This is a genomic window from Lysobacter sp. A289, assembly GCF_054072675.1.
In genome coordinates this window covers 1995165-2020108 of the sequence record NZ_JBSVRN010000001.1, presented here as the reverse complement: position 1 = coordinate 2020108, position 24944 = coordinate 1995165, and the positions used below count along the sequence as shown (strand labels likewise).

The following is a 24944-nucleotide window of genomic DNA, read 5'->3' as shown; positions in this document are numbered from 1 at the left end:
ACTGGGTTCCCGCTTTCGCGGGAATGACGGTGTAGGGCGGAATGACGGTGTAGGAGGGAATGACGGTGTAGGAGGGAATGACGCTGTGGGGGCTACATGTTGTGTGAGTTAACGTCGAGTCCGCGCGCCTTGTACTGTTTCCAGCGCTCACGCAGCGGGCCGCGGGCCGAATCGTCGGCGGGTACCACTTCCAGTACCCGCTCGAACTCGCCTTCCACGGCGCCATCGCGCAGGTTGATGACCAGCGGTCGCAGCGCGACATCGTGCTCCGGGGTGGCGATCAGCACCGTCACCTCCTCGTTGGCCTCATCAAGAGCGTCTTCGTCATCGTCCGCACCCACGATCTGGTGCGGGATGAAGGCGTCGGGATCGAAGGACCACAGCAGGTCGTCGAGCAGCTCGGCCTGGGCGGTGTCGCGGGCCAGTACCAACGTCGCCAGGCCGGCGTCGCTGGCTTTGCGGGCCAGCTCGCAGACCAGCAGCAGCGGCTCCTCGCGGAACCGCGGCTTGGCGATCAGGTAGAAGTCGGCGCGCACGGCAGCCGGTCTACTTGGCGGCCTGGTCGAGCAGCCACTGGCTCAGCAAGCCGACCGGGCGGCCGGTGGCCATGCCGCGCTTGCCGTCGTCGCTGCCGCTGCCGGCAATGTCCAGGTGCGCCCAGCGCTGGCCTTCGGTGAAGCGCGACAGGAAGCAGCCGGCGGTGATGGCGCCGGCCCAGCGGCCGCCGATGTTGTAGACGTCGGCATAGGTCGAGTCGAGCATGCCCTGGTACTCGTCCCACAGCGGCAGGCGCCAGGCGCGGTCGAACACGTTTTCGCCGGCGGCCAGCAGCTCGTTGGCGAGCCCGTCGTCCTTGCTCATCAGGCCGGAGGCGTACTTGCCCAGCGCGACCATGCAGGCGCCGGTCAGGGTGGCGACATCGACCAGTGCCGCTGGCTCGTACTTCTGCGCATAGGTCAGCGCGTCGCACAGGATCAGCCGGCCCTCGGCATCGGTGTTGCCGACTTCAATCGTCTTGCCGGACATGCTGGTCAGCACGTCGGACGGGCGGTAGGCGTCGGCGTCGGGCATGTTCTCCACCGCCGGCACAATCACCACCAAGTTGACCGGCAGCTTCATGCCGACCGCCGCCACGAACGTGCCCATCACGGTGGCGCCGCCGCACATGTCGAACTTCATCTCCTCAATCCCGCCCTGGGTCTTGAGGTTGATGCCGCCGGTGTCGAAGGTGATGCCCTTGCCGACCAGCACGTATGGTTTGGCGTCGCCGCCGCCGTCGTACTTCAGTGCAATGAGCTTGGGCGGGTTGGCCGAGCCGCGGCCGACCGCGAGCAGCGAGCCCATGCCGAGCTTCTCCATCGCGGCGACGTCGAGCACTTCGCAACTGGTGTTGTCGAAGCGGCCGGCGAACTCCTGCGCCTGCTGCGCGAGGTAGGCCGGGTTGCAGATATTCGGCGGCAGGTTGCCGAGCTCGCGGGCGAAAGCGACGCCGGCGGCGATGGCCTGGCCCTGGGCGACCGCAAGTTGATGCTCGGCGTCACTCTGGCCGGCGGGCGCATGCATGGACAGCTTGCGCAGGCCCGGCTCGCCGGCTTTGGCCTTGTTCTTGTCGCCCAGCGTCGCGGAATAGCGGTAGCAAGCGTGATCGGCGGCGATCGCGGCCTGGCGGACGGCCCAGGCGCTGTCGCGGCCGGTCACCGGGGCGTCGGTCAAGGTGAACAAGGCATGGCTCACCGGGCCGGTCTTGAGTGCATTGGCGGTATCGGCGACCGCCTTGAGGTACTGCGGCACACCAAACTTGCCCGCCTCGCCCAGGCCGATCACCAACACCCGCGGGGCGCTCACGCCGGGCAGGTCGTGCAGCAACGCGGTCTTGCCGGCCTTGCCGCTGACATCACCGCGCGCCAGCAATGCTTGCAGCCGACCACCGGAGGCCTGATCCACGGCGCTGCCGGTGGTGGTCAGGGAGTTGTCGGCAAACGCGCCGACGACGATGCAGTCCACCTTGGCAGCGGCGGGAGCGTCGTGGTTCAGGTCAAATTCGAGGGCCATGCAACAGATTCCAAGGGAAGTGAAAGGAGGATTCGCGGCGCCCGGGCGGCGAAAACGGTCGATCCGGGCGACAATGTCGGCCGGATCGCGCGCGGCGCGGCCGGCGTGAACCGTGCGAATGAACCATCGAGTCTAAAGCAAGCCCCTGTCTTTATAAAAAGAACGCAACCATAGGCCGCCGATGTCCAAGCTCGACCGTTACCTGCTGAGCGAACTCGCCCAATCGACCTTCGCCGCCCTGGTGGTGCTGCTGATCGTCAGCGTTGGTGGGGTGATCACCGACGTACTCAAGGACATTGCCTCGGGCCGGCTGCCGGCCGGGCTGATGCTGGCCCAGCTCGGCCTGGTGTTGCTCAACTGGTTGCCGCTGATCCTGCCGTTGGCGCTGATGCTGGGCATCATGATCGGCGTCGGCCGGCTGTACCGCGACTCGGAAATGCCGGTGATTGCCGCCATGGGCATTGGTCCCAGGCAACTGCTGCGGCCAGTACTGACGCTGGTGCTGCCGGTGGTGCTGGTGGTCGCGCTGTGTTCGTTGTGGCTGGGGCCGATGGCCGAGCGTATCTCGCGCCAGATGATCAACGAGGCCAACCGCAACCTGGTGATCTCCGGGCTGGAGCCGGGCAGCTTCACCGAGATTCCTGGCGGTGGCGGGGTGGTCTACGTGGGTGCGATGTCCAGTGACGGCAGCCAGTTCCGGCGGATCTTCATCTACCGCCAATCGGAAGGACGGCTGGATGTCACCACGTCCAACAGTGGCGCGCTCAGCGTGGACGACAGCGGTGAGCGCTACCTGACCCTGGACGACGGCTTCCAGGTGGAAGGGCCGATGGACACGGGGCTGGACTACCGGTTGATGCGCTATGCCAGCAACGAGGTGCGCCTGCCGGCCGGTCGCCAGCGCTTCGACCCGGACGATCCGGAAGTACTTCCCACCACCGAGCTGTTTGGCGACCCGCGTCGTGCCGCCAACGCGCAGTTGCATGTCCGGTTGGTGCCGCCGCTGCTGACCCTGGCGTTCGCGCTGCTGGCGATCCCGCTGGCGCGTACCACCCCGCGCCAGGCGCGCTATGGCGGAATGATGATGGGCTTTTTTGCCTACCTGATCGGCATGAACCTGGTGTTGATGGGCGAGGACTGGCTGGTTACCGGGCGGATCGCGCCCGCGCTGGGCTTGTGGTGGCTGGTACTGCCGCTGCTGGGCGGATCGCTATGGCTGTATTTCAACGATGGCCGGATGCGCCGTAGTCGACTGCCGAAGGTGCAGGAGGCGGGGCCATGATGCCGTTTCCGAAGATCCACGACCTGTACCTGGGCCGAGTGGTGATTGGCAGCGTGTTGTTGACCTGGGCGGTGTTGCTGGGGCTGGACATGATGCTGGCGCTGGTCTCCGAGTTTGGCAGCGTCGGTGAGGGCAATTACGGCGCGATGGAGGCGTTCGTCTACATCCTGTACACGGTGCCGCGGCACGCCTACGCGCTCTTCCCGACGGCTGCGGTGATCGGCTCGCTGATGGCGCTGGGCCAGCTTGCCGCGACCTCGGAGTTGACCGCGCTGCGGGCCATTGGCTTGTCACGGCAACGCATGACCATCGCTGTTGGCGCAGCACTGGCGTTGTTGACGCTGCTGATGGTGGTCAACGGCGAGACCCTGGCGCCCTGGGGGCAGCGCAGCGCCGATGCGCTGAAGGCGTCATCGAAGTCCAAGAACATGATCGTCGCCCGCTATTCCGGGGTGTGGGCACGCGAAGGCGCGGTCATCCTGAATGCCGAAGGTGGCGAGGAGCACGACACGGGCGCCGACCGATGGCTGGAGCTGCATGACGTGCGCTTGTATGAGTTCGAGGACGACGGCCGGCTGAAGTCGCTCGCACTGGTGAAGGTCGCCGAGCACCGTCCTGGGGGTTGGCTGTTGCGCGACGTGACCCGGACCACGTTTGGCGAGGATTCGGTCACCCGCACCCAGGTCGCCCAGGAGCGTTGGGAGTCCGAGCTGGATGCCACCGCGTTGAGCGCGGACATCGACCGGCCGCGCTATTTGAGCACCCGCGAATTGCGCGAGGCGATGCAGTACCGCGCCCGCAACGGGCTGGATGCGCGTGACTACGAGGAAAATTACTGGGGCCGCTGGTTCTACGCGATCAACGTCCTGGCACTGTGCCTGGCCGCGATCCCGTTTGCATTCGGCAGCCTGCGCAGCGGCGGGATGGGCAAGCGGCTGTTCATCGGTATCGTCTTTGCGCTGGGCTTCTGGTTGCTGCAGACCCAGTTCGTGAAAATGGCGAGCGCGTTCAAGTTCGACTTCCGGCTGGCGTATGCGTTGCCAACGATGATCATGATCGGGGTGTCGATGTACCTGTTCAAACGGCGATCGGGTTAGGGAAAGCCAGACGGCCGTATTCAGCGTGGCCGGCCGGGCTCGCGGCGCATCCTGGTGCCGCTGGCGCGGTCGTGCCAGGTCAGCCGGTCGCGGTCGATCCAGGCCCACCAGAAACCCAGCCCGCCCAACAGCAGCGACAAGTTGCCGACTGCGTAACGGACCAGCAGGGCGCGCCAACCCGGGCTGCGGCCGTCGGCTGCCACCACCCGCAGCCGCCACGGCCGCATGCCCAGGGTCTGGCCGCCGTAGCGCCAGCTGGCGATGGCATAGGCGGCGGTGATGCTCCACAGCGCCGCGAACTCGAACCCGCCCCACACACCACCGGTAATGGCGTCGCGGTGCACGGCGACGAAGATCGCGGCCACCAGCAGCCACAGTCCGAGCGCCGCGAAGAAGTCGTACATCAACGACAACAGCCGCCAGCCGATCAGGGCTGCGGTGGCGTGCGTCGTGGACGGCCGGGTTTCCGTTGGGTTCTGGGTCATTGGCGTGCGGCGGATCGGTTTCGGCGGGCGAGATGGGATAGGCATGACGCGATGGACATGACGCGGTGATCGGCAAGTCTAGGGCAAGCCTTCGCGCTGCGGCTAAGCTGGGACGATGAGCCCGTCTACAGCCTCCGACCGCCGTCGACACGCGATGGCCATGCCGCCGGTGCCGGACGCGGACGCAGTCGTGATCGCCGCGTTCCTGGATGCGGTCTGGGCCGAGAATGGCTTGTCCCAGTCAACCCTGGCCAGCTATCGGCGTGACCTGGAGGGGTTTGCCCGCTGGCGCGGCGGGAGCAGCGGCGGCTTGACCGGCGCTGACCGGAGCGGCCTTTTTGCGTACCTGTCCGCGCGTGCGGCGCAACAGTATTCGCCACGCAGCAACGCGCGGTTGCTGTCGTCGCTGCGTGCGTTCTACGCCTGGCGGGTGCGTCACGGCGAGCGCGCCGACGACCCAACGGCATTGCTGGATCCGCCCCGGTTGCCACGCCCGTTGCCCAAGGCGCTGACCGAGAGCCAGGTGGAGGCCTTGCTGCGCGCGCCCGACATCGATACCCCGCTGGGGCTGCGTGACCGGGCGATGCTGGAGCTGATGTATGCCTGCGGCCTGCGGGCGAGCGAACTGGTCAACCTGCCTTCCACGGCGATCAACCTGCGCCAGGGCGTGTTGCGGGTGACCGGTAAGGGCAGCAAGGAGCGTCTGGTACCGCTGGGGGAGGAGGCGCAGTACTGGGTCGAACGCTACATCACCGGCGCCCGGGCGCAGTTGGCGGGGAAGCGCGTACTGGCGCCGCTGTTCATCGCCGACAGTGGCCAGCCGCCGACCCGCCAGCAACTGTGGCAGCTGGTCAAGCGCTACGCCGCCGTCGCCGGTATCGACCCGGCACGGATCAGCCCGCACGGACTGCGCCACAGCTTCGCGACCCACTTGCTGAACCACGGCGCCGACCTTCGCGCTCTGCAGATGCTGCTCGGCCACAGCTCGCTGTCGACCACCCAGATCTACACCCTGGTCGCCCGCGAGCAACTCAAGCAACTGCATGCCAAGCACCACCCGCGCGGGTAGGGACGGGGCGGCGGACGTGCCACAATTCGGGATTCCCTCCGGGGCGGTGTCCTTGCCGCCCAGCACCCAGGACAGTCCATGAAGCGTCTCCTCCTTGTCGCCGCGCTTGGCGCGATCAGCGTTTCCGCCTGCGCGAAGACGCCCGGCCCGGACAGCGACGGCTCCGTGCCGGCTACGGCCACATCGGCGACGGTGGAACCGGTTGCCGGTACCGCAGAGGCCCGCGCGGTGGCGGCCATCGAGCGACTCAATCCCCGCGTGAAGATCGAACATATTGGTCCCGCGCCGCTGCCGGGCTTCCGCGAGGCGGTGGTCGGTGGTCAGGTCATTTATGTCAGTGACGATGGCCGCTACCTGTTCCTGGCCGGTGCCGGCGGTGCGCTGCTGGATACCCGGACCCAGGAAAACCTCAGCGAGGGCACCTTGGGAAGCATGCGCACCAAGTTGCTGGCGACCATCCCGGCCGGTGAGCGGATCGTGTTCGCGCCGCCGAACCCGAAGCACACCGTCACCGTGTTCACCGACGTGGAATGCGGCTATTGCCGCAAGATGCACAGCCAGATCAAGGAATACAACGACCAGGGCATCGCCGTGGAGTACCTGGCGTTCCCGCGGATGGGGATCGGCAGCGAGGACTTCGAGAAGATGGTCTCTGTGTGGTGTGCGGCCGATCGCAAGGTGGCGTTGACCACGGCCAAGACCACCGGTGGTGTCGCCGAAAAGGACTGCAAGAACACCGTCACCATGCAGTACAACATCGGCCAGCGCGTCGGCCTGACCGGGACGCCGATGATCATTGCCGCCGATGGCACCCAGCTCGGTGGCTACGTGCCGCCCAAGGCGCTGCGCGAGGCACTGGATAAAATGGCCGCACAAGACGCGCCCAGCGGCGGCGTCTGAGCGCTTTGGCCCGGGTCTGGCTTACAATGGCCGGCCCGCCGACCTGTGGTTCCCGGACATGATCGTCCTTGAGGGCGCTTCCGCCCTGTCCGCGTTCCGTCGTGAACGCCTGCAAGCCCGTCTCCAGACCCTCCACCCCGGGATTCGCCTGCTCGATGCATGGCCGGTCTATTGGGTCCAGCCCGAGCCAGGCGCCAGTCCCGACGATGCCGCGCTGCGCCGGATACTGCAGGCCGAACCCGCCGCCGCCGCGCGTGCCGACGGCGCGGTCTCGCGTTATGTCACCCCCCGGCTGGGCACGATGTCGCCCTGGGCGAGCAAGGCCACCGACCTGCTGCACGGGGCCAACCTGGCGGTTCAGCGCGTCGAGCACGGGACCCGTTACGACTTCGCCGGCTGGCCCACCGATGCGGCCGTCCAGCGTGCGTTGGCCAAGGCGCTGCACGACCCGATGACGCAATCGTTGCTGGAGTCCCGTGACCACGCCGCCGCGTTGTTCGTGACCCCGGCGCGCGGCGAGCTTGAGCGCATCGAGCTGGCCGAGCTGGAAGTAGCCAACGACCGCCTGGGCCTGGCCTTGGCCGAGGACGAGATCGCCTACCTGCGCGAGCGTTACACCGCGCTCGGTCGTGCGCCTTCGGATGTCGAACTGATGATGTTCGCCCAGGCCAACTCCGAGCATTGCCGGCACAAGATCTTCAACGCATCGTGGACCATCGACGGAGTTGCGCAGTCCACCTCGCTGTTCAAGATGATCAAGCACACCCACGCGCAGACCCCCGAGAACACGTTGTCGGCCTACAGCGACAACGCGGCGGTGGTGGCGGGCTACACCAGCCAGCGGTTCCGGCCCGACCCGGCGACCGGTGGCTATCGCGCCGAGGCGCCGGTCGAGTCGGCGTTCTGCATCAAGGTCGAGACCCATAACCACCCGACCGCGATTTCCCCGTTTGCCGGCGCCTCCACCGGCAACGGCGGCGAGATCCGCGACGAGGGCGCGACCGGTCGCGGTGGCAAGCCGAAGGCCGGGTTGTGCGGGTTTTCGGTCTCGCATCTGCGTATCCCGACCCTGCCGCAACCGTGGGAGGGCGAACGCGCCTTGAACCCGCGCATGGCGCCGGCGCTGGAGATCATGCTCGACGGCCCGCTGGGCGCGGCGGCGTTCAACAATGAGTTCGGCCGTCCCAATCTGGTCGGCTACTTCCGCACGTTCGAGCTGGGCGAAGGCGAGCTGACCCGTGCCTACGACAAGCCGATCATGCTGGCCGGCGGGCTGGGCGCGATCGACCGCAACCAGGTCGAGAAGCTTGGCCTCAAGCCCGGTCACGCGGTCATCGTGCTGGGCGGCCCGTCGATGCTGATCGGCCTGGGCGGCGGCGCGGCCAGCTCGGTGGCGTCCGGTGACAGCCACGAGGCGCTGGATTTTGCCAGCGTCCAGCGCGACAACCCCGAAATGGAACGGCGCTGCCAGGAAGTGATCGACCATTGCGTCGCACTGGGCGCAGCCAATCCGATCGACAGCGCCCACGACGTCGGTGCCGGCGGCCTGTCCAACGCGATCCCGGAATTGCTGCACGACTCGCAACTGGGCGGGGTGATCGATCTGGCCAAGGTGCCCAGCGACGACCCCTCGCTGTCGCCGATGCAACTGTGGTGCAACGAGTCGCAGGAACGTTACGTGCTCGGCCTGCCGGCCGATCGCGTAGCCGAGTTCGCCGCAATCTGCGAGCGCGAGCGCTGCCCGTTCGCCGTGGTCGGTCATGCCACCGCCGAGGAGCGGCTGGTGGTCGGGTATGGCGCGACGGTTGAGTCGGTGTATGGCGGATTGGTAAACGATGCCGGTTTGGCGACACCCGGCTCGGCGCAGCGCGCCGGGCGTTCGGATGACCCGCGCGGCGGTGCCGCGCAAGCGGGTCTTCCTCACCCCATCGACTTGCCGATGGACCTGCTGTTCGGCAAGGCGCCGAAGATGCAACGCGACACCCATCGGCCCGACGACGCGCCGTGGCCGGCGCTGGACTGGAGCGGGCTGGACCTGCGCGACGCCGCGCTGCGGGTGATGGCGCATCCGACCGTGGCTTCCAAACAGTTCCTGATCACCATCGGCGACCGCAGTGTCGGCGGCTTGACTGCGCGCGACCAGATGGTCGGGCCCTGGCAGGTACCGGTGGCAGATTGCGCGATTACCTTCGCCGGTTTCGATGGCTTCACTGGTGAAGCAATGGCGATCGGTGAGCGCGCACCACTGGCATTGCTCGACTCGGCCGCGGCGGCTCGGATGGCGGTTGGCGAGGCGATCACCAATTTATGCGCGGCGCCGGTGGAATCACTCAACCGGGTCAAGCTGTCGGCCAACTGGATGGCGGCGGCCGGGCACGACGGCGACGATGCGTTGCTGTTCGACGCGGTCCGCGCGGTGGGCCTGGAACTGTGTCCGCAGATCGAGCTGAGCATCCCGGTCGGCAAGGATTCGCTGTCGATGCAGGCGCAGTGGCAGGCGGATGGCGATCACGACAAGGGCGGGCCGCAAAAATCGGTCTCGCCGGTGTCGCTGGTCGTCACCGCGTTCGCACCGGTGGTCGACGTGCGTCAGCAACTGACTCCCTTGCTTGCTCGCGAGGAAGACTCGGAGTTGTGGCTGATCGGTCTTGGCGCTGGCAAACAGCGTCTTGGCGGCTCGGTGCTGGCCCAGGTGCATCCCAACGCGATGGCTGGCAGCGACGGCAATGGCGCAGGTTCCCAGGTAAGCCGGTTGCCGGCGTTTGCCGGACAGCCGTCCGAGGACGGTCGCCGCGATGCCGGCGTGCCGGACCTCGACGAGCCCAAGCGCCTGCGCGACTTCTTCGAGCTGATCCGCGAGGCGCGCGAGGCGAACTTGTTGCAGGCTTACCACGACCGTTCCGACGGTGGCGCGTTCGCGACGCTGTGCGAGATGGCGTTCTGCTCGCGCCTGGGCCTGGAGATCAACCTGGATGGCTGGGGTGAGGATCCGTTCCGAACCCTGTTCAACGAAGAGCTTGGCGCGGTGGTCCAGATTGCCGCCGAGGACCGGGCGGATTTCGCCGATCTGGTCGCACATCACGGCCTGATCGATTGCGCTCAGCGCATTGCACGGCCAACCACGGCCCCGGTGATCCGGATCAGCGAGGAAGCCGGGACCCTGGTCGAATGGCGTTGGGACGAGTTGTTCGATGCCTGGTGGTCGACCAGCCACGCGATGCAGAAGCTGCGCGACAACCCTGATTGCGCCGACCAGGAGCGCAGCGCCGCACGCGACTTCAACGCGCCGGGGCTGATACCCAAGCTGGGCTTCGACCCGGCCGAAGACATCGTGGCGCCGTACATCAACCTTGGTACTCGGCCGAAGGTGGCGATCCTGCGCGAGCAGGGCGTCAACGGCCAGATCGAGATGGCGGCTGCCTTCGACCGTGCCGGCTTCGAGGCGTTCGACGTGCACATGAGCGACCTGATCGCCGGGCGCGTCGTGCTGGACGGCTTCAAGGGCTTGGCTGCCTGCGGTGGCTTCAGCTACGGCGACGTGCTCGGCGCCGGTCGCGGCTGGGCCACCAGCATCCTGGAGCGCAGTGCGTTGCGCGACCAGTTCGCGGCGTTCTTCGCCCGCGACGACAGCTTTACCCTGGGCGTCTGCAATGGTTGCCAGATGCTCAGCCAGCTCAAGCCGATCATCCCCGGCGCCGAGCACTGGCCGACTTTCCTGCGCAATCGCAGCGAGCAGTTCGAGGCCCGCCTGAGCCTGCTCGAAGTGCTCGAATCGCCGTCGCTGTTCCTGCGCGGCATGGCCGGATCAAGGATCCCGGTGGTGGTGTCCCACGGTGAGGGCCGCGCCGCCTTCGACAACCCGTCCGATCGCGCCGCAACCAACGCCGCGGCCCGCTACGTCGACGCCGACGGCTCCCCCGCCAGCCTGTATCCGGCCAACCCGAACGGTTCGGCCGACGCGATCGCGGCCGTCACCAGCGCCGACGGCCGCGCCACCATCCTGATGCCGCACCCCGAGCGCACCCTGCGCACCGCCAACCTGAGCTGGGCCCCGCGCGAATGGGGCGAGGATTCCCCGTGGCTGCGGATGTTCCGCAACGCACGGGTGTTTGTCGGCTGACTCGCGAGGGCGCGCGCTGACGATTTTCGCGCCGCGGAGGGCGGCCGGCGGGGGCATTGCTGCAGCCCTTCATCAGGGCATCCTGCCCTGAGGCGGGCCGCCGGCCATCCATGGCCGGCTTTTCCGCAATACCCCCGCCGGCCGCCTCCCGCCCCACCATTCGTTGGCTTCCGTCATCGGCGTTCCAGTATTGGAGTCAGCTGTTCGCAACAAGACGCGGTCGGAACCCAAACGCCGGTGCGGCGTCCTGTCTGGGGCGTGCGAACAGTGCGCCATGGATGGCGCACGTCGGCGAGTCAGGGCATGGATGGACTGATCGAGCCGGGCAGCACGCCCTCGACAAGGCGCCGCTTCCACCCGACGCCGGACTTTTGCTCGCTGTCGTTTCTTGCCCGGCAGCAAGGTTCGACGCCCGGGAAACCGACTGGGCCACGAGCCGATCGCCACCGCAACCGACCTGCTAAAGTCAGCCGTTGAAGGACTCGGAGAGTGATGTGAGCGCAGCTGCAGACGCACTCGCGGGCGGCACGGATGGTCGCGGCATCGGCAGTAATCCTGTCGAGGGCAATCCTGTGGAAGAACGGATCGTCGACGCCTTGCTCGCGAAAGGCCGGCTCAAGGAGGCCGACCTCGGCCGCGCGCGCCGGCTGCAGGCCGAGACCGGTGGTAGCCTGCTCGCCCTGCTGACCCGGCTCGGGCTGGTGTCGGAGCGCGACCATGCCGAGACCGTGGCGACGGTACTTGGCTTGCCGCTGGTGAGCACGAAGACAGTACCGGAGCTGCCGCCCGACGGTGTGCAGCTGACCATCAAGTTCATGAAGCAATTCGCGATCGTGGCGGTGGCCGAAACCGACCAGATGGTCGAGGTGCTAGCCGCCGACCCGCAGGACACCTACACCCTCGACGCGGTGCGGCTGGCAACCGGTCGCGAGGTCCACGCCAGCGTCGCATTGCGCTCGGAAATCGACGAGCTGATCGAGCGCTGGCATGGCCAGGGCCGCAGCGCGATGGGCGCGATCATCGAGACTGCCGAGGGCGAGGGCAGCGATCTGGACGACGTCGAGCACCTGCGCGACCTCGCCTCCGAAGCGCCGGTGATCCGGCTGGTCAACCTCGTCATCCAGCGTGCGGTCGAATTGCGCGCCTCCGACATCCACATCGAGCCGTTCGAGAACCGGCTCAAGGTGCGTTACCGCGTCGACGGTGTGCTGATCGACGGCGAGAGTCCGCCGGTCAACCTGACCGCGGCGGTGATCAGCCGCATCAAGATCATGGCCAAGCTCAACATTGCCGAGCGTCGGCTGCCGCAGGACGGACGGATCATGTTGCGGGTGCAGGGCAAGGAGTTGGACCTGCGTGTCAGCACGGTGCCGACCGCGCATGGCGAGAGCGTGGTGATGCGCCTGCTGGATCGCGAGTCGGTGGTGCTGGATTTCCACCAGTTGGGTTTCACCGACGAGTTCCTGCCGCAGTTCCAGCACGTGTTGCAGCAACCGCACGGGATCCTGCTGGTGACCGGCCCGACCGGCTCGGGCAAGACCACCACGCTGTACGCCGCGCTGAGCAATCTCAACACGCCCGACGTCAAGATCATCACCGTCGAGGACCCGGTCGAGTACCAGATCGAAGGCATCAACCAGATCCAGGCCAAGCCGCAGATAGGGCTGGATTTCTCGCAGGCGTTGCGCTCGATCGTGCGCCAGGATCCGGACATCATCATGATCGGCGAGATGCGCGACCTGGAGACCGCGCGCATCGCGATCCAGTCGGCGCTGACCGGTCACCTGGTGTTGTCCACCCTGCACACCAACAACGCCGCCGGTGGCATCACCCGGCTGCTCGACATGGGCGTCGAGGATTACCTGCTGACCTCGACCGTCAACGGCATCCTGGCCCAGCGGCTGGTGCGGAAACTGGAGCCGACGCATGCCGAGCGTTACCCGGCCACACAGGAGCAGATCGAGAAGTTCGCGCTGCGCCGCTACCAGCCCGATGGCGACATCCACCTGTACCGCCCGGTCGCCTCGCCGTTGGCACCGACGGGCTACAAGGGTCGCTCCACGATCATGGAATTCATGGTTCTGAATGACGACCTGCGCCGCGCCGTCATGCGCCACGCCGGCATGGGCGAGATCGAGCGGATCGCCCGCGATGCCGGCATGCGCACCATGTACGAGGACGGCATCATCAAGGCGCTGGCGGGCCTGACCACCATCGAGGAAGTGCTGCGCGTGACCGAGGATGCCTGAGATGGTCATCCCCGTTTCGACCGTCATTCCTGCGAAGGCGGGAACCCCTGCGACATCAACCAACACCATCATTCCCGCGAAGGCGGGAATCCGTCCGGCATCAGTACACTCCGTCATTCCCGCGAAAGCGGGAACCCAGTGCCTCATCGCCACTACCCGCACAGGAACGTCATGAAACACAGCCTGCCACTTACCTCTTGACCAGCGCTCGCAACGGTATTTTGTACGTCGGTGTAACCAGCAATCTCGTGAATCGGATCTGGGAGCATCGAAATCACGTGATGAAGGGCTTTACCGAAAAGCACGGCGTCACACACTTGGTGTGGTACGAAATGCACGACACCATGGAGGCCGCCATCAGTCACGAGAAACGGATCAAGAAGTGGCGGAGGGACTGGAAGATGCAACTGATCGAGAAAGCCAATCCCTACTGGAATGATCTTTGGCCGCAGATCACCGGCGCGGAGGCCGAAGTCGCTGGGTTCCCGCTTTCGCGGGAATGACGGCGGGAATCAACCCCATGCCCCTCTACAACTACAAGGCGATCAACGCGCGCGGCGACATGCTGGACGGCCAGATGGAGGCTGCCAGCAATGCCGAGGTGGCTGCGCGCCTGCAGGAGCAGGGGCATCTGCCGGTCGAGGCGCGGCTGGCCAGCGAGGGGGGCGGGGCGTCGCTCTTGCAGGGGCTGTTCCAGACCAGGCCGTTTGCCGGTGAGCGGCTGGTCCAGTTCACCCAGCAACTGGCGACGCTGCTCGGCGCGGGCCAACCGTTGGACCGCGCGCTGACGATCCTGCTGGAGTTGCCCGAGGACGAGGCGGCCAGGCGCGTGGTCAGTGACGTGCGTGACGCGGTGCGCGGCGGCATGTCGTTGTCGACCGCGCTGGAGCGCCAGCACGGCACGTTTTCGCGGCTGTACGTCAACATGGTCCGGGCCGGCGAGGCCGGTGGCAGCCTGGACGAGACCCTGGCGCGGCTGGCCGATTACCTGGAGCGCTCACGGGCGATGCAGGGGCGGGTGATCAATGCGTTGATCTATCCGGCCATCCTGCTGGTGATGGTCGGGCTGAGCTTGTTGTTCCTGCTCGGCTACGTGGTGCCGCAGTTCGCGCTGATGTACGAAAGCCTGGATGCGCAGTTGCCGTTCTTCACCCGGATCGTGCTGGGCGTTGGCTTGTTCGTGCGCGACTGGTGGATTTTCCTGATCGTGGTGCCGGCGTTGCTGCTGCTGTGGATCGACCGCAAGCGACGGGATCCGGTGTTTCGCGAGGCGCTTGATGGCTGGATACTGCGCCGCCGTTTCTTTGGTGGACTGGTCGCCAAGGTCGAGACCGCGCGGTTGGCACGTACGCTGGGCACGCTGGTGCGCAATGGCGTGCCGTTGATGGGTGCGCTCGGCATCGCCCAGAAGGTGATGGACAACCGGGTTTTGGCCGCGGATGTCAGCGCCGCCAGCGAGGAGGTCAAGAACGGCGTCGCGCTGTCGACCGCGCTCGGTCGTGGCAAGCGCTTCCCGCGCCTGGCGCTGCAGATGATCCAGGTCGGCGAGGAATCCGGCGAGCTTGATGCGATGCTGGTCAAGACCGCCGAGACGTTCGAACATCAGACCTCGCTGGCACTGGACCGGATGCTGGCGGCGCTGGTGCCGATCGTCACCGTGGTGCTGGCCGGCGTGGTCGGCATGGTGGTCATGGCGGTGCTGACCCCGCTGTACGACCTCACCAACCAGATCGGGTAAGTCAGACGAGCAAAGCACACCATTGAACCCACACAGGACCTCCGCAATGCACAACAGCCGTTCCCTGACCCGAAACTTCCGGCCCCGGAATTTCCGTGCCCCTTCCGCCGCGAAACAGGCCGGCATGAGCCTGATCGAGATCATCATCGTGATCGTGCTGATCGGCGCGGTGCTGACGTTCGTCGGCTCGCGCGTGCTCGGCGGCGCCGATCGCGCCAAGGCCAACCTGGCCAAGTCGCAGGTGATGACCGTGGCGCAGAAGGTCGAGGCATTCCAGATGGACACCGGCCGGCTGCCGACGGCGCTGGACGAGCTGGTCACCGAGCCCGGTGACGCGCCCGGATGGCTGGGGCCGTACGCCAAGTCAGCCGAGCTGAATGATCCCTGGGGCCATCCGATGGAGTACCGCGTGCCGGGCGAGAGTGGTGATTTCGACCTGACGATCCTGGGCAAGGATGGCAAGGTCGGCGGCAGCAGCGTCGATGGCGATATTCACTACCAGTGACGTGGCACACCGTGGGCGGCCGAGGCCGCTTCGCCGGTGACCGGGATGCGGCCGCGCCAGGCAGGCGTCTCGTTGCTGGAGATGCTGCTGGTGGTCGCGCTGATTGCGGCGGCCAGTCTGCTGGCGATGGCGGCGTTCAGTGGTGGGATGAAGGGTGCCCAGTTGCGTTCGGCGGCCAAACAAGTCGCCGCCGAGCTGCGCTACACGCGGTCGCGGGCGATCGTCACCGGGCAGCCGCAACGCTTTGTGATCGACCCGCAAGCGCGTACCTGGCAAGGACCGGGCGACCACCACGGCGAGATCCCTGCGGCCCTGCAAGTACGGTTCATCGGCGCGCGTGAGGCACAGCCCAGTGAGCGCGAGGGCGCGGTGCTGTTTTTCCCGGACGGGGCGGCGACCGGCGGCCGGGTGCAGTTGGGTCGCGATGGCGCTAAATGGAACATCGACGTGGCCTGGCTGACCGGGCAGGTCACCGTGGAACGCTCGGGGCAGGACGGCTGATGCCACGGCGTGCCGAACACCGGCGCGTGGTGCGGGGCGGTTGCGGCCGTCGGCAACGCGGTTACACCTTGATCGAGGTGATCGTCGCGTTCGCGCTGCTGGCCGTCGCGTTGACCTTGCTGCTGGGCACGTTGTCGGGGGCAACCTCGCAGGTGCGCTGGTCGGGCGATGCGGGGCGAGCGGCGCTGCACGCGCAATCGCTGCTGGACACGGTCGGGGTGGTGGCGCCGGTGCAACCGGGGCAGCGCCATGGCGAGTTCGATGACGGGCGCTATCGCTGGTCGTTGCAGGTGGCCGTCTGGCGTGACCCGGCGCTGGCCAAGATGCCCGTTGCGCTTTCCGCTCCCCAACTGCTTGAAGTGGTGCTGGATGTGACCTGGGGCGACGGTGGTCCACGCGAACGCTTGCAGATGCGCACCCTGCGGCTGGTGGCGACCGAGCCGGCGGACGGATGGCCATGAGCGCGCTCCGCATGCCGGGGCCGCGTGCGCCGCACTCGAGTACGCGGCAGACAAACGTGGTGCCAACCGGCGCCCGGCGTCGGCGGGTGGCCGGGTTCACGCTGATCGAGGTGTTGCTGGCGACGGTGTTGCTGGCCGCGGGGCTGGCGCTGGCTTTCGCCACCCTGTCGGCGGCCAGTCAGACCACGACCCGCGGCGAGCTGCTGGCGCAACGCAGCGAGCAGGTGCGCGCGGTGGAAGGCTTCCTGCGCAAGCGGCTGGCGGCGGCCCGGCCGCTTGCCTTCAGTACCGGGCAAGACGATGCGTTGCCGCGATACTTCATTGGTGAACCAGGGCGGATGCGGTTCGTCGCCAACCTGCCCGATTACCTCGGCCGGGGCGGTCCGTACCTGCATGACTTCCGTGTCGAGGCCGACCAGCAGCAGGTCAGGATCGTGTTGGCGCTCAATATCGTCGTGGCGGGGCAGACCATCGAGGATCCCGAACAGCGGCCTGCGGAGTTGCTGGCCGGCGGACTGGGCGCGGTCGCGTTCCGCTACCGCGGGATGGATCCCGATCGCCCGGGCCTGGGCGACTGGCAAGACAGCTGGGATCACGCCGGCCAACTGCCGCGACTGGTCGAGGTGGAGTTCACCGACGCGGACGGACGCAAATGGCCGACGTTGGTGGTCGCACTGCCCCAGGCGGGCGCCGTTGCCGGTATCGCGCCGGGTGCAGGCTGGTGAGGGTGCCCGGCAGGTCTGGCGTGAGGCCGCGACGGGCCGCGAAGTCCGCCCTCCGCGGGGCGGCCTTGTTGCTGGTGCTATGGCTGATCGTGCTGTTGACCGCGCTGGTCGGCTCGTTTGCGATGGTGGCCCGGGTGGAGCACATGCAGGGACGCGTACTGGTGCGCGGACTGGCGGCCGATGGCGCGGCCCGCGCCGGGGTGGAGTACGCGATCAGCCGGTTGCAGGCCACCGACCCACGCTTGCAATGGGTGCCCGATGGCCGCTTGTACCCATGGAGCTATGCCGGCGCGCAGGTCGAGATCCGGATTGTCGACGAGAGCGGCAAGATCGACCTAAACCAGGCCGGCGCGCCATTGCTGGAGAGTCTGCTGCACGAACTGGGCAGTGACAGGGTCGAGGCATCGCGGTTGGCGGCGGCGATCATCGATTGGCGCGATCCTGGCAGCCTGACCCAGGTGGCAGGCGGCGCGGAAGACCAGGATTACGCGTCCGCCGGCCGTGGCTATGGCGCCAAGGACGCCGCTTTCGAAAGCATCACCGAACTGGAGCAGGTACTGGGTTTCACGCCGGCCCTGTATGCCGGTTTGTCGCCCCATGTGACCGTGCATGGCGGGTTGCCGCACCCCAATCCTGCATTCGCGTCGCAGCCGGTGTTGAACGCCATGGGTCTGGACGGCGCGGCCATCGTGGGACAACGCGGCCGTCCCGCGCAGCGCCAGGCAGGGGTCAACATCGGCATCGGCGCACGCCCCGGCGGTACGTATAGTATTGACAGCCGCGCCCGGCTCGCCAACGGGCGACAGTCCGGGTTGCGGGTCGTGGTGCGCACGGGCGCGGGTCGCTTGCCCGGGATGGCCTACACCGTGCTGGATTGGGACATGTCGTATTGGAGCATGTCGCATTGGGGCGCGTCGGATTTGGACGCGTTGGATCGAAGACAGGGAGCCTCGTCAAAATGAGCCAGATCGCTTCCAGTACCGGCAGTCGCCTGGGCGATTTCGGCACGCGCCTGGCCCCGAGTGTTGCCGGGCTATGGCGCTGGTGGGGGCGCTCACTGGCGGAATGGTTGCCGCCGCGGCTGCGCCAGGCACTGGGCTTCGATCGTGGCCGGCTGCTGCTGCACGTGGATGGCTATGACATGCAACTGCGCCTGCAACAGGGTGATGAGCTGCGTGACCTGGCGCGAGTGCCGCTGGCGGATATCTCCGGCCCATCCGATCCGCTGGACCGGCTGCTGGGCCGCGGGCAGGACGACCTGCCGCGCTGGCTGTTGCTGGCGCCAGCGACCAGCCTGCGTCGTCGCCTGGTTCTGCCCGCCGCGGCAAGTGATCGGCTGCGTGATGTGGTGGGTTTCGAGATTGATCGACAAACGCCCTTCCGTGCCGATGTGGTCGCGTTCGATGCACGGCTGGCGGGACGACGCGAAAGCGACGGCCAACTCGATGTAGAACTGGTGGTCGTCCCGCGGCAGGTGTTGGATCCGGCACTGGACCGGCTGGGGGCGCTGGCCTCGACCCTGGCCGGGGTCGACGTGGCGGCGGCCGACGGCGTGCCATTGGGCGTCAACCTGCTGCCGGTGGCCCAGCGTCGGCCTCATCGCGATCCGTGGGCAATCTGGAACGCCGCGTTGGCGGCGGTCGCGGTGGTTGCCGTGGCAGCGCTGCTGTGGCAATTGCTGGATAACCGCCGCACGGCGGCCGACGCATTGGAGCAGGCAATGGCCGCCCAGGCCGATGCCGGGCGTCAGGCCGCCGCCCAGCGCCATCAACTGGCCAGCCTGGTGGAAGGCCAGGCGTTCCTGGACCAGGCACGGGCCCGGCGGCCCACCGCGATCGAGATAATGGACGAGTTGACCGTGCGGCTGCCCGACCATACCTACCTGGAAAAGCTCGCAATCAATGACGACCAGTTGTTGCTGATCGGCCTGAGTGGCCAGGCGGCGGCCTTGATCGGCCAGTTGCAAGGGGCCGAGGCGTGGAGCTCGCCGGCGCTGGCCGGCGCCCTGCAACCCGATCCCGGCAGCAGCCGTGATCGTTTTACCCTGACCGCGAAATTGGCGGTCGCTGCGCCGCCCGCGCCAATACCACCAACGCCCGGGGAGCTCGCCGATGGCGCTGCCAAGCCGGGTCGCTGAACGCCTGGGTGGCCGGGACCGCTGGCTGGCGTTGGCGCTGCTGCTGGCGGTGCTGGGCATTGTCTATGCGTTGTTGATCCACCCGTGGTGGACGGTTCCCATGGCCGACGCGAACCAGCGCATCGAGTCGCTGCAACAACGTGAACTGCGCCTGCGCGCGCATCTGCAGCAGGCGCCGCAGATTGCACGCCGACTGGAGCAGGTGCAGGCACGACAGAAGCAGCTTCCGGGGTTCCTTCCCGAGGCCAACCCGGAGTTGGCGACGGCGAGCCTGATCCAGCGACTGGAGGCGGTGGTGCTCCAGGCCAGCCCGGGCAACCGCAGTTGCGCCATCACCAATCGCTCGCCGCTCGATTCCGATAGCCGCGAGTCCTATATCCGGGTGACGGTGCAGGTGCGGTTGCAGTGCGGGACCCCCGAGCTGGCCAGGGTGTTGGATCTCCTGGAGAGTGGCGCTCCCAGACTGTTCGTCGACAACCTCAATATCCTGGCCCGCGGCCGCTTCCTCAGTCGCGGCACGCCCAGCGGTGCCGGGGGGCTGGACGTGTCGTTCGACCTGTACGGCTATCTGGCGCCTTCCACATCGCTGGTGGTATCCGACGCCGCCACCGGGGTGAGCCATGCGGATTGATGACGCCGGCCCGCGAACCCGGCTGCTGGCCGCTGTCGCCGGCGTCGCCGTGTTGGCCTGGGCGCTGGCCATGGCCGGGATGGGAGGGCGTGTCGCGCCGCTGGATGACGCATCCGGCGTGCTGGCGCCGTTGCCGCCACTGCCCGCTGCGCCGGCGCCCCGGCCGGCCGCGCCGGGCGAGCATGAAGCCATTGCCGCACGACCGTTGTTCTCGCCTGATCGCACCCCGCAGCCGTTTTTCCTGGAAAACGGCGGTGGCGAGGAGACGCAGGGCTTCAACTACGTGCTGACCAGCGTGCTGCTCACGCCCCGGCTGCAGTTGGCGATCCTGCAGCCACCGGACGGCAGCACCTCGTTCCGGGTCCGCCTCGATCACGGGCCGGAGCCCCATCCCGCTTGGCGCCTGGTCGAGCTGGGCGAGCGCAGCGCGGTATTCGATGGGCCGGAAGGACGCCGCACCTTGCCGCTTCGGGTGTTCGACGGCGTCGGTGGCTTGCCGCCAACTGTCCTGGGCAGGTCCGATGGCACTGCCGACGGTCAGCGGCGCGCGCCGTCGCCGGCACCAGCTGAAGCATCCGCGCGGCGCGTGGATGACGCCCCGGAGCCGGTCATCCCCGATGACCCGCAAGCACCGGTACGCGAGCAGCCACCCGCACCAGCCTCGCCCGATGGCACCACGCAGGATGCGTCCGGTACCGCTGCCGACCCACCGGCCACCGATGCGGCGCAGATGGATGCGATCCGTCAGCGCATCCAGGCGCGACGTGAGAAATTGCGCAACCCACCCGAAGCGAAACCACCGGCCAACAACCGCTAAAGTGAATGCAATGAAGCAACGCCCCACCGATCGCCCGTCATCGTCGCCGACTCGCTTGCCCTCCATGCGGTCGGGGCCGGCCGTGATCCGCCTGGTCGTTGCCTGCCTGATGGTCGCCGGCCTGGTGGCGGGATGCGCCAGCACGGCGGTGCCCAACGTCCGCCGTGACGGGCCACCCAACCCGACCGGAGCGGCGGGGGTGCAGATACGCACTGCGGGAACCTCCCCGGCCACGGTGGTTGATGGCGTGCCAGTGCAGTCGCCGGAAGATGCGGAGACCGGATTGCAGCCCCGGATCCACCGCGGCACCGGCCAGGTCATCAACCGTTCCGCCGCAGCGGCACCGCGACCCAATGCGGGTGGCACCAGCGGGCAGGCCACCTTCAACTTCGAAGGTGAGTCCCTGCATGCGGTGGCCAAGGCGATCCTTGGCGACATGCTGGGCCAGAACTACGTGATCGCGCCGGGCGTGCAGGGCACCGTGACCCTGGCCACGCCGAACCCGGTCAGCCCGGCCGAGGCGATCAGCCTGCTCGACCAGGTCCTGGGCTGGAACAACGCCCGCATGGTCTACAGCGATGGCCGCTACAACATCGTGCCAGCCGACCAGGCGTTGGCCGGCAACGTCGCACCGCGTACCGGCAGTGCGGCCAACGCGCGCGGTTTCGAGGTCCGCACGGTGCCGCTGCGCTATGTCGCTGCCGAGGAAATGAAGAAGATCCTGGAGCCGTATGCGCGCCCCGGCGCGATCATCGGCACCGATGCGTCGCGCAACGTGATCAGTGTCGGTGGTACCCGCGCGGAGTTGCAGAACTACCTGCGCACGATCGAGGTCTTCGACGTCGACTGGTTGTCGGGCATGTCGGTAGGCGTGTTCCCGCTGCAATCGGGCAAGGCCGACCGGGTGGTCGCCGACCTGGAAAAAGTGTTTGGCGAAAGCAGCAAGTCCCCGGTGGCCGGCATGTTCCGTTTCATGCCGCTGGAAGGCGCCAACGCGGTGATGGTGATCACCCCGCAAGCAGAGTATCTGGACCAGATCCAGCAATGGTTGGAGCGCATCGATGGCGCGGGCGGTTCGGTGCAGCTGTACACCTACCAGCTCAAGTACATCAAGGCGCGTGACCTGGCCGATCGTCTGTCAGAGGTGTTTGGCGGTTCATCGGCGGGCTCGGGCGGCGGCGACGACGGCCGGCCTTCGCTGATGCCGGGGCTGCAATCGGCGGAGATATCGTCCAGCGACTCCGGGTCGAGCGTGGTGCTGGGCAACAACGCGAACGTCGGCGGCAGGGGCGGACGCAGCGGCAGAGGCGGGCGCAGTGGTGGTTCCGGCGGCGGTGAGATGTCGCTGGATGCGGCGCAAAGCGGCAATGGCAGCGTCAGCCTGGAGATTCAGGGCGACAAGGTCGGCGTGTCCGCGGTGGAGGAGACCAACGCGCTGCTGATCCGCTCGACCCCGCAAGCCTGGCAGTCGATCAAGGACGTGATCGTCCAGCTCGACGTGATGCCGATGCAGGTCCATATCGAGGCGCAGGTGGTCGAGGTGCAGCTCAGTGGCGCGCTGGAGTACGGCGTCAACTGGTTCTTCGAGCGCGGCGTGACCGATGCCGGCTTGCCGGATGCGGTCGACCGCACGACCTGGAGCACCCTGGCCGGAAGCGTGCAGGGCGACGCCGGCAACGGCAGCCCGGCCGGAATGGCGTGGACGTTCCTGGGGCGCAATGCGGCCGCGGTCATCAGCGCGCTCGACTCGGTAACCGACGTCAACATGTTGCAGACCCCGTCGGTGGTGGTGCGCAACAACGCGCAGGCGGAGTTCAACGTCGGCAGCCGGATCCCGGTGTCCTCGGTCACCGTCAACCCCGGCCTGGGCGGCGACAACAGCTACAGCCAGGTCGAGTATCTGGACACCGGCGTGATCCTCAAGGTTCGACCGCGGGTGACCCAGGACGGCATGGTGTTCCTGGACATCGTGCAGGAGGTCAGCGCGCCCGGCGGTGACCCGGACAAGTACGGCAACGTGCGCATCGACACCCGCAAGCTCAAGACCGAGGCGGCGATCCAGAGTGGCGACACGGTGATGCTGGCCGGCCTGATCCGCGATGGCGTGACCCGCGGCTCGAAGGGCTTCCCGGGCCTGAGCCGGATCCCGGTGATCGGCGGCCTGTTCGGCACCCAGAGTTCCACGACCCACCGCGAGGAAACCATCGTCCTGCTGACCCCGACCATCATCAGGAACCCGCAGGAGGCGCGCGAGATGACCGACGAGTACGGCCGCCAGTTCCGCGCGCTGGAGCCGTTGTACCGCCAGCCCAAACCATGACCCGGAACTTCACTCCGGCAGGGATCCATGGCTGAACTGCCGATCGTTGTATTCCCGGTCGGCGCTGACGACGCCGCGCTCGACGCCAGCCTGGCAGCATTGGAGGCGGCGACCCCGGCGGGCACCCGGGTCTGGCTGGCCGACGACGCCCTGGCGGGTCCGCGCGGCTACGCGATCATCGAACATTGGATGTCGCGCACCGCGTTGAAGGCCGACTACACCCGTCGCCAGCGCAGCATCGGCGAGCTGGCGCACCTGGACGAGATACTGGCCGCTTGTGGCGATGCCGACGTCGCCGTGCTCGCCGCCGATGCGGTGCCAGTGGCCGGCTGGCTCGATGCAATGGCCGCCTGCCTGGGCAGCGACGGCGCAATCGCCACCGTCAGTACTTGGAGTAACGCCGGCGAGGCGGCGGCCTGGCCGCGAATTGGCGAGATCGATCCCATGCCGGCCGATCCCGAGCGACTGGGACGCGCTGCTGCGGGGATGCCTGAAATTCATCCCGAGCTGCCTGCCGCGATCAGTCACGCCGTGGTGTTGCGCGGCAGCGCGCGCAAGCGTGCCGGCGGGCTGGACGTGGCCAGTTACGGGTCCTGGTACGCCGGTCTGATCGACCTGTCGTTGCGACTGTCCGGCTTGGGTTGGCGCAATGTGTTGTGCGAGTCGGCGTTCGTCGCCCGCCCGGCAGAGGGCGCGGCGTTCGAGGGCGACATGGATCGCCTCGCGGCGCGCTGGCCGGACTGGCATGCGCGGCTGGCCGCCTTCTTGATGCGCGATCCGTTGCACGGCGCGCGCGAGCAGTTGGGCCAGTTGCTGGCTTCAATTGGGCCACCGGTGCCGCAAGCCGATCTGTTTCCGCCGCCCGACGCGATGGTGGATGCATCCACCGGGCCGGATCGAACGTGACCAGTCCAGTGCCCGCTGCCACCATGCCGGCTGCCGACATTGCCGTGGTCGTAGTGACCCACCAGAGCGCGTCGACCATTGACGACTGCCTGGGCCGCTTGCGCGCGGCCACCGGCGTCGCTGCGATCCGGGTAGTGGACAACCTGTCCGACGACGGCAGCCTGGAGATCATCCAGCGCCACGCCACCGCTGACCCGCGCGTGCGTTTTATCGCCAACCCGGACAACCCCGGATTCGGGGTGGCCTGCAACCAGGGCGCGGCGGATGTCGCCAGCCGCGCGCCGGGATGCGAGTGGCTGGCCTTCGTCAATCCCGATGCGATGGTCGAGCACGACACGCTTGCCCGCCTGCGGGCGTTGGCGATCGACGCAACCACACCCGGGCACATCCTGCTGGGCGCTGACCTGGTCGGCGAGGATGGCGTGCGTGACCCTGCTGCGCGTCGCCACGCCCCCGATTTCGGCGCCATGCTGGCCGGCTGGTTCAACCGCGCAAGCCGCAGCTCCGGGGGCGCCGACATGGCGATCCCGGCAGACGACGCCCAGGTGCTGCAGCCGGTGGCGGCGATTTCCGGGGCGTTGATGTTCCTGCCGCGCCGCCTGTTCGAGCAGGTTGGAGGATTCGACGAGGACTACCGCCTGCATGCCGAGGACCTGGATCTGTGCCGCCGGATCGCCGGGCTTGGCGCAACCATTGCCGTCGCCAACCAGATCCGCGTGGTTCACGTGCGCGGCGTGTCGAGCCGGTCGCGGCCGGTGTTCGTCGAGTGGCACAAGCACCGTGGCCTGTGGCGCTACTTCCGCAAGTTCGAGGCGCCCCGCCGCGGCGTACTGGCGCGCGCTGCCGTCTGGCTGGCGATCTGGCTGCACTTCCTGCAGGTCTTGACCCGGCAACTGATTGCCCAACTGATCAACGGAGATCGTTGACGCCGCGCGCGAAGCCTTCCGGC

The 24944-nt window shown here is 67.6% G+C and carries 22 protein-coding genes; 19 read left to right on the top strand and 3 right to left on the bottom strand.

Annotated features, from left to right (window positions below; all coding sequences use genetic code 11):
- Positions 1–92 precede the first annotated feature (92 nt).
- Both ACW5DN_RS09345 and ACW5DN_RS09340 read right to left on the bottom strand, forming a co-directional pair.
- Positions 93–536: a DNA polymerase III subunit chi gene (locus tag ACW5DN_RS09345; RefSeq protein WP_456962412.1), complete on the bottom strand. Its 444-nt coding sequence runs from the start codon at positions 534–536 to the stop codon at positions 93–95.
- A gap of 10 nt (positions 537–546) precedes the next feature.
- Positions 547–2052: a leucyl aminopeptidase gene (locus tag ACW5DN_RS09340; RefSeq protein ID WP_456962411.1), complete on the bottom strand. Its 1506-nt coding sequence runs from the start codon at positions 2050–2052 to the stop codon at positions 547–549.
- Positions 2053–2233: 181 nt separating this feature from the next.
- Between ACW5DN_RS09340 and lptF the strand changes: the two genes are divergently transcribed.
- Together lptF and lptG are read left to right on the top strand one after the other, a co-directional pair.
- Positions 2234–3334 carry an LPS export ABC transporter permease LptF gene (lptF, locus tag ACW5DN_RS09335; protein WP_456962410.1) on the top strand — a complete coding sequence of 367 codons (1101 nt, stop codon included), beginning with the start codon at positions 2234–2236 and terminating at the stop codon, positions 3332–3334.
- Positions 3331–4431 (top strand): LPS export ABC transporter permease LptG, encoded by a 1101-nt coding sequence (gene lptG / locus ACW5DN_RS09330; protein ID WP_456962409.1) that lies wholly within the window; start codon positions 3331–3333, stop codon positions 4429–4431. The genes lptF and lptG overlap by 4 nt, the downstream gene beginning before the upstream one ends.
- A gap of 20 nt (positions 4432–4451) precedes the next feature.
- Here the strand turns inward: lptG and ACW5DN_RS09325 are convergent, their stop codons facing one another.
- Positions 4452–4916, bottom strand: a complete 465-nt coding sequence (locus ACW5DN_RS09325) for an RDD family protein (RefSeq protein ID WP_456962408.1) — start codon at positions 4914–4916, stop codon at positions 4452–4454.
- Positions 4917–5031: 115 nt separating this feature from the next.
- On the opposite strand from ACW5DN_RS09325, the gene xerD reads away from it, so the two are divergent.
- The 17 genes from xerD (at position 5032) to ACW5DN_RS09240 (ending at position 24921) form a co-directional block, all read left to right on the top strand.
- Entirely contained in the window at positions 5032–5985 is a 954-nt protein-coding gene (gene xerD, locus ACW5DN_RS09320; protein ID WP_456962407.1) for a site-specific tyrosine recombinase XerD, read from the top strand.
- A gap of 78 nt (positions 5986–6063) precedes the next feature.
- Complete coding sequence (locus ACW5DN_RS09315; RefSeq protein ID WP_456962406.1) at positions 6064–6885, top strand: thioredoxin fold domain-containing protein; 822 nt, start codon at positions 6064–6066, stop codon at positions 6883–6885.
- Positions 6886–6943: 58 nt separating this feature from the next.
- Positions 6944–11005, top strand: a complete 4062-nt coding sequence (gene purL, locus ACW5DN_RS09310; protein ID WP_456962405.1) for a phosphoribosylformylglycinamidine synthase — start codon at positions 6944–6946, stop codon at positions 11003–11005.
- 542 nt (positions 11006–11547) lie between these two features.
- On the top strand, positions 11548–13254 hold the full coding sequence (gene gspE / locus ACW5DN_RS09305; protein ID WP_456963019.1) for a type II secretion system ATPase GspE: 1707 nt from the start codon (positions 11548–11550) through the stop codon (positions 13252–13254).
- A 197-nt stretch (positions 13255–13451) separates the two neighbouring features.
- The gene (locus ACW5DN_RS09300) at positions 13452–13757 is read left to right on the top strand and encodes a GIY-YIG nuclease family protein (protein ID WP_456962404.1); all 306 of its coding nucleotides are present in this window, start codon (positions 13452–13454) and stop codon (positions 13755–13757) included.
- 17 nt (positions 13758–13774) lie between these two features.
- Positions 13775–14992, top strand: a complete 1218-nt coding sequence (gene xpsF / locus ACW5DN_RS09295; protein ID WP_456962403.1) for a type II secretion system protein XpsF — start codon at positions 13775–13777, stop codon at positions 14990–14992.
- A gap of 46 nt (positions 14993–15038) precedes the next feature.
- Positions 15039–15497, top strand: a complete 459-nt coding sequence (gspG, locus tag ACW5DN_RS09290; protein ID WP_456962402.1) for a type II secretion system major pseudopilin GspG — start codon at positions 15039–15041, stop codon at positions 15495–15497.
- Positions 15498–15542: 45 nt separating this feature from the next.
- A complete protein-coding gene (xpsH, locus tag ACW5DN_RS09285) occupies positions 15543–15998 on the top strand; it encodes a type II secretion system protein XpsH (protein ID WP_456962401.1) in 456 nt (151 codons plus the stop codon).
- Positions 15998–16459: a type II secretion system protein XpsI gene (gene xpsI, locus ACW5DN_RS09280; RefSeq protein ID WP_456962400.1), complete on the top strand. Its 462-nt coding sequence runs from the start codon at positions 15998–16000 to the stop codon at positions 16457–16459. Before xpsH ends, xpsI begins: the two co-directional genes overlap by 1 nt.
- A complete protein-coding gene (locus tag ACW5DN_RS09275) occupies positions 16456–17184 on the top strand; it encodes a prepilin-type N-terminal cleavage/methylation domain-containing protein (RefSeq protein ID WP_456962399.1) in 729 nt (242 codons plus the stop codon). The genes xpsI and ACW5DN_RS09275 overlap by 4 nt, the downstream gene beginning before the upstream one ends.
- Before the next feature lie 20 nt (positions 17185–17204).
- Positions 17205–18146: a general secretion pathway protein GspK gene (locus tag ACW5DN_RS09270; protein ID WP_456962398.1), complete on the top strand. Its 942-nt coding sequence runs from the start codon at positions 17205–17207 to the stop codon at positions 18144–18146.
- Entirely contained in the window at positions 18143–19321 is a 1179-nt protein-coding gene (locus ACW5DN_RS09265) for a PilN domain-containing protein (protein ID WP_456962397.1), read from the top strand. Before ACW5DN_RS09270 ends, ACW5DN_RS09265 begins: the two co-directional genes overlap by 4 nt.
- Positions 19296–19952: a type II secretion system protein GspM gene (gene gspM, locus ACW5DN_RS09260; RefSeq protein ID WP_456962396.1), complete on the top strand. Its 657-nt coding sequence runs from the start codon at positions 19296–19298 to the stop codon at positions 19950–19952. Before ACW5DN_RS09265 ends, gspM begins: the two co-directional genes overlap by 26 nt.
- Positions 19942–20769 (top strand): type II secretion system protein XpsN, encoded by an 828-nt coding sequence (locus ACW5DN_RS09255; protein ID WP_456962395.1) that lies wholly within the window; start codon positions 19942–19944, stop codon positions 20767–20769. The genes gspM and ACW5DN_RS09255 overlap by 11 nt, the downstream gene beginning before the upstream one ends.
- Positions 20770–20878: 109 nt before the next feature.
- Positions 20879–23089: a type II secretion system secretin GspD gene (gene gspD, locus ACW5DN_RS09250; RefSeq protein ID WP_456963018.1), complete on the top strand. Its 2211-nt coding sequence runs from the start codon at positions 20879–20881 to the stop codon at positions 23087–23089.
- Between the two features lie 27 nt (positions 23090–23116).
- The gene (locus ACW5DN_RS09245) at positions 23117–23995 is read left to right on the top strand and encodes a glycosyltransferase (protein ID WP_456962394.1); all 879 of its coding nucleotides are present in this window, start codon (positions 23117–23119) and stop codon (positions 23993–23995) included.
- Between the two features lie 23 nt (positions 23996–24018).
- Positions 24019–24921: a glycosyltransferase family 2 protein gene (locus tag ACW5DN_RS09240; RefSeq protein ID WP_456963017.1), complete on the top strand. Its 903-nt coding sequence runs from the start codon at positions 24019–24021 to the stop codon at positions 24919–24921.
- Positions 24922–24944: the final 23 nt, after the last annotated feature.

What these genes read in the sequence shown, in the direction of transcription:
- ACW5DN_RS09340 (WP_456962411.1), bottom strand. Translation starts at nt 2,052, where the DNA reads ATGGCCCTCGAATTTGACCTGAACCACGACGCTCCCGCCGCTGCCAAG.
- lptF (WP_456962410.1), top strand. Translation starts at nt 2,234, where the DNA reads ATGTCCAAGCTCGACCGTTACCTGCTGAGCGAACTCGCCCAATCGACC.
- lptG (WP_456962409.1), top strand. Translation starts at nt 3,331, where the DNA reads ATGATGCCGTTTCCGAAGATCCACGACCTGTACCTGGGCCGAGTGGTG.
- ACW5DN_RS09325 (WP_456962408.1), bottom strand. Translation starts at nt 4,916, where the DNA reads ATGACCCAGAACCCAACGGAAACCCGGCCGTCCACGACGCACGCCACC.
- xerD (WP_456962407.1), top strand. Translation starts at nt 5,032, where the DNA reads ATGAGCCCGTCTACAGCCTCCGACCGCCGTCGACACGCGATGGCCATG.
- ACW5DN_RS09315 (WP_456962406.1), top strand. Translation starts at nt 6,064, where the DNA reads ATGAAGCGTCTCCTCCTTGTCGCCGCGCTTGGCGCGATCAGCGTTTCC.
- purL (WP_456962405.1), top strand. Translation starts at nt 6,944, where the DNA reads ATGATCGTCCTTGAGGGCGCTTCCGCCCTGTCCGCGTTCCGTCGTGAA.
- xpsF (WP_456962403.1), top strand. Translation starts at nt 13,775, where the DNA reads ATGCCCCTCTACAACTACAAGGCGATCAACGCGCGCGGCGACATGCTG.
- gspG (WP_456962402.1), top strand. Translation starts at nt 15,039, where the DNA reads ATGCACAACAGCCGTTCCCTGACCCGAAACTTCCGGCCCCGGAATTTC.
- xpsH (WP_456962401.1), top strand. Translation starts at nt 15,543, where the DNA reads ATGCGGCCGCGCCAGGCAGGCGTCTCGTTGCTGGAGATGCTGCTGGTG.
- xpsI (WP_456962400.1), top strand. Translation starts at nt 15,998, where the DNA reads ATGCCACGGCGTGCCGAACACCGGCGCGTGGTGCGGGGCGGTTGCGGC.
- ACW5DN_RS09275 (WP_456962399.1), top strand. Translation starts at nt 16,456, where the DNA reads ATGAGCGCGCTCCGCATGCCGGGGCCGCGTGCGCCGCACTCGAGTACG.
- ACW5DN_RS09265 (WP_456962397.1), top strand. Translation starts at nt 18,143, where the DNA reads ATGAGCCAGATCGCTTCCAGTACCGGCAGTCGCCTGGGCGATTTCGGC.
- gspM (WP_456962396.1), top strand. Translation starts at nt 19,296, where the DNA reads ATGGCGCTGCCAAGCCGGGTCGCTGAACGCCTGGGTGGCCGGGACCGC.
- ACW5DN_RS09255 (WP_456962395.1), top strand. Translation starts at nt 19,942, where the DNA reads ATGCGGATTGATGACGCCGGCCCGCGAACCCGGCTGCTGGCCGCTGTC.
- gspD (WP_456963018.1), top strand. Translation starts at nt 20,879, where the DNA reads ATGGTCGCCGGCCTGGTGGCGGGATGCGCCAGCACGGCGGTGCCCAAC.
- ACW5DN_RS09245 (WP_456962394.1), top strand. Translation starts at nt 23,117, where the DNA reads ATGGCTGAACTGCCGATCGTTGTATTCCCGGTCGGCGCTGACGACGCC.
- ACW5DN_RS09240 (WP_456963017.1), top strand. Translation starts at nt 24,019, where the DNA reads ATGCCGGCTGCCGACATTGCCGTGGTCGTAGTGACCCACCAGAGCGCG.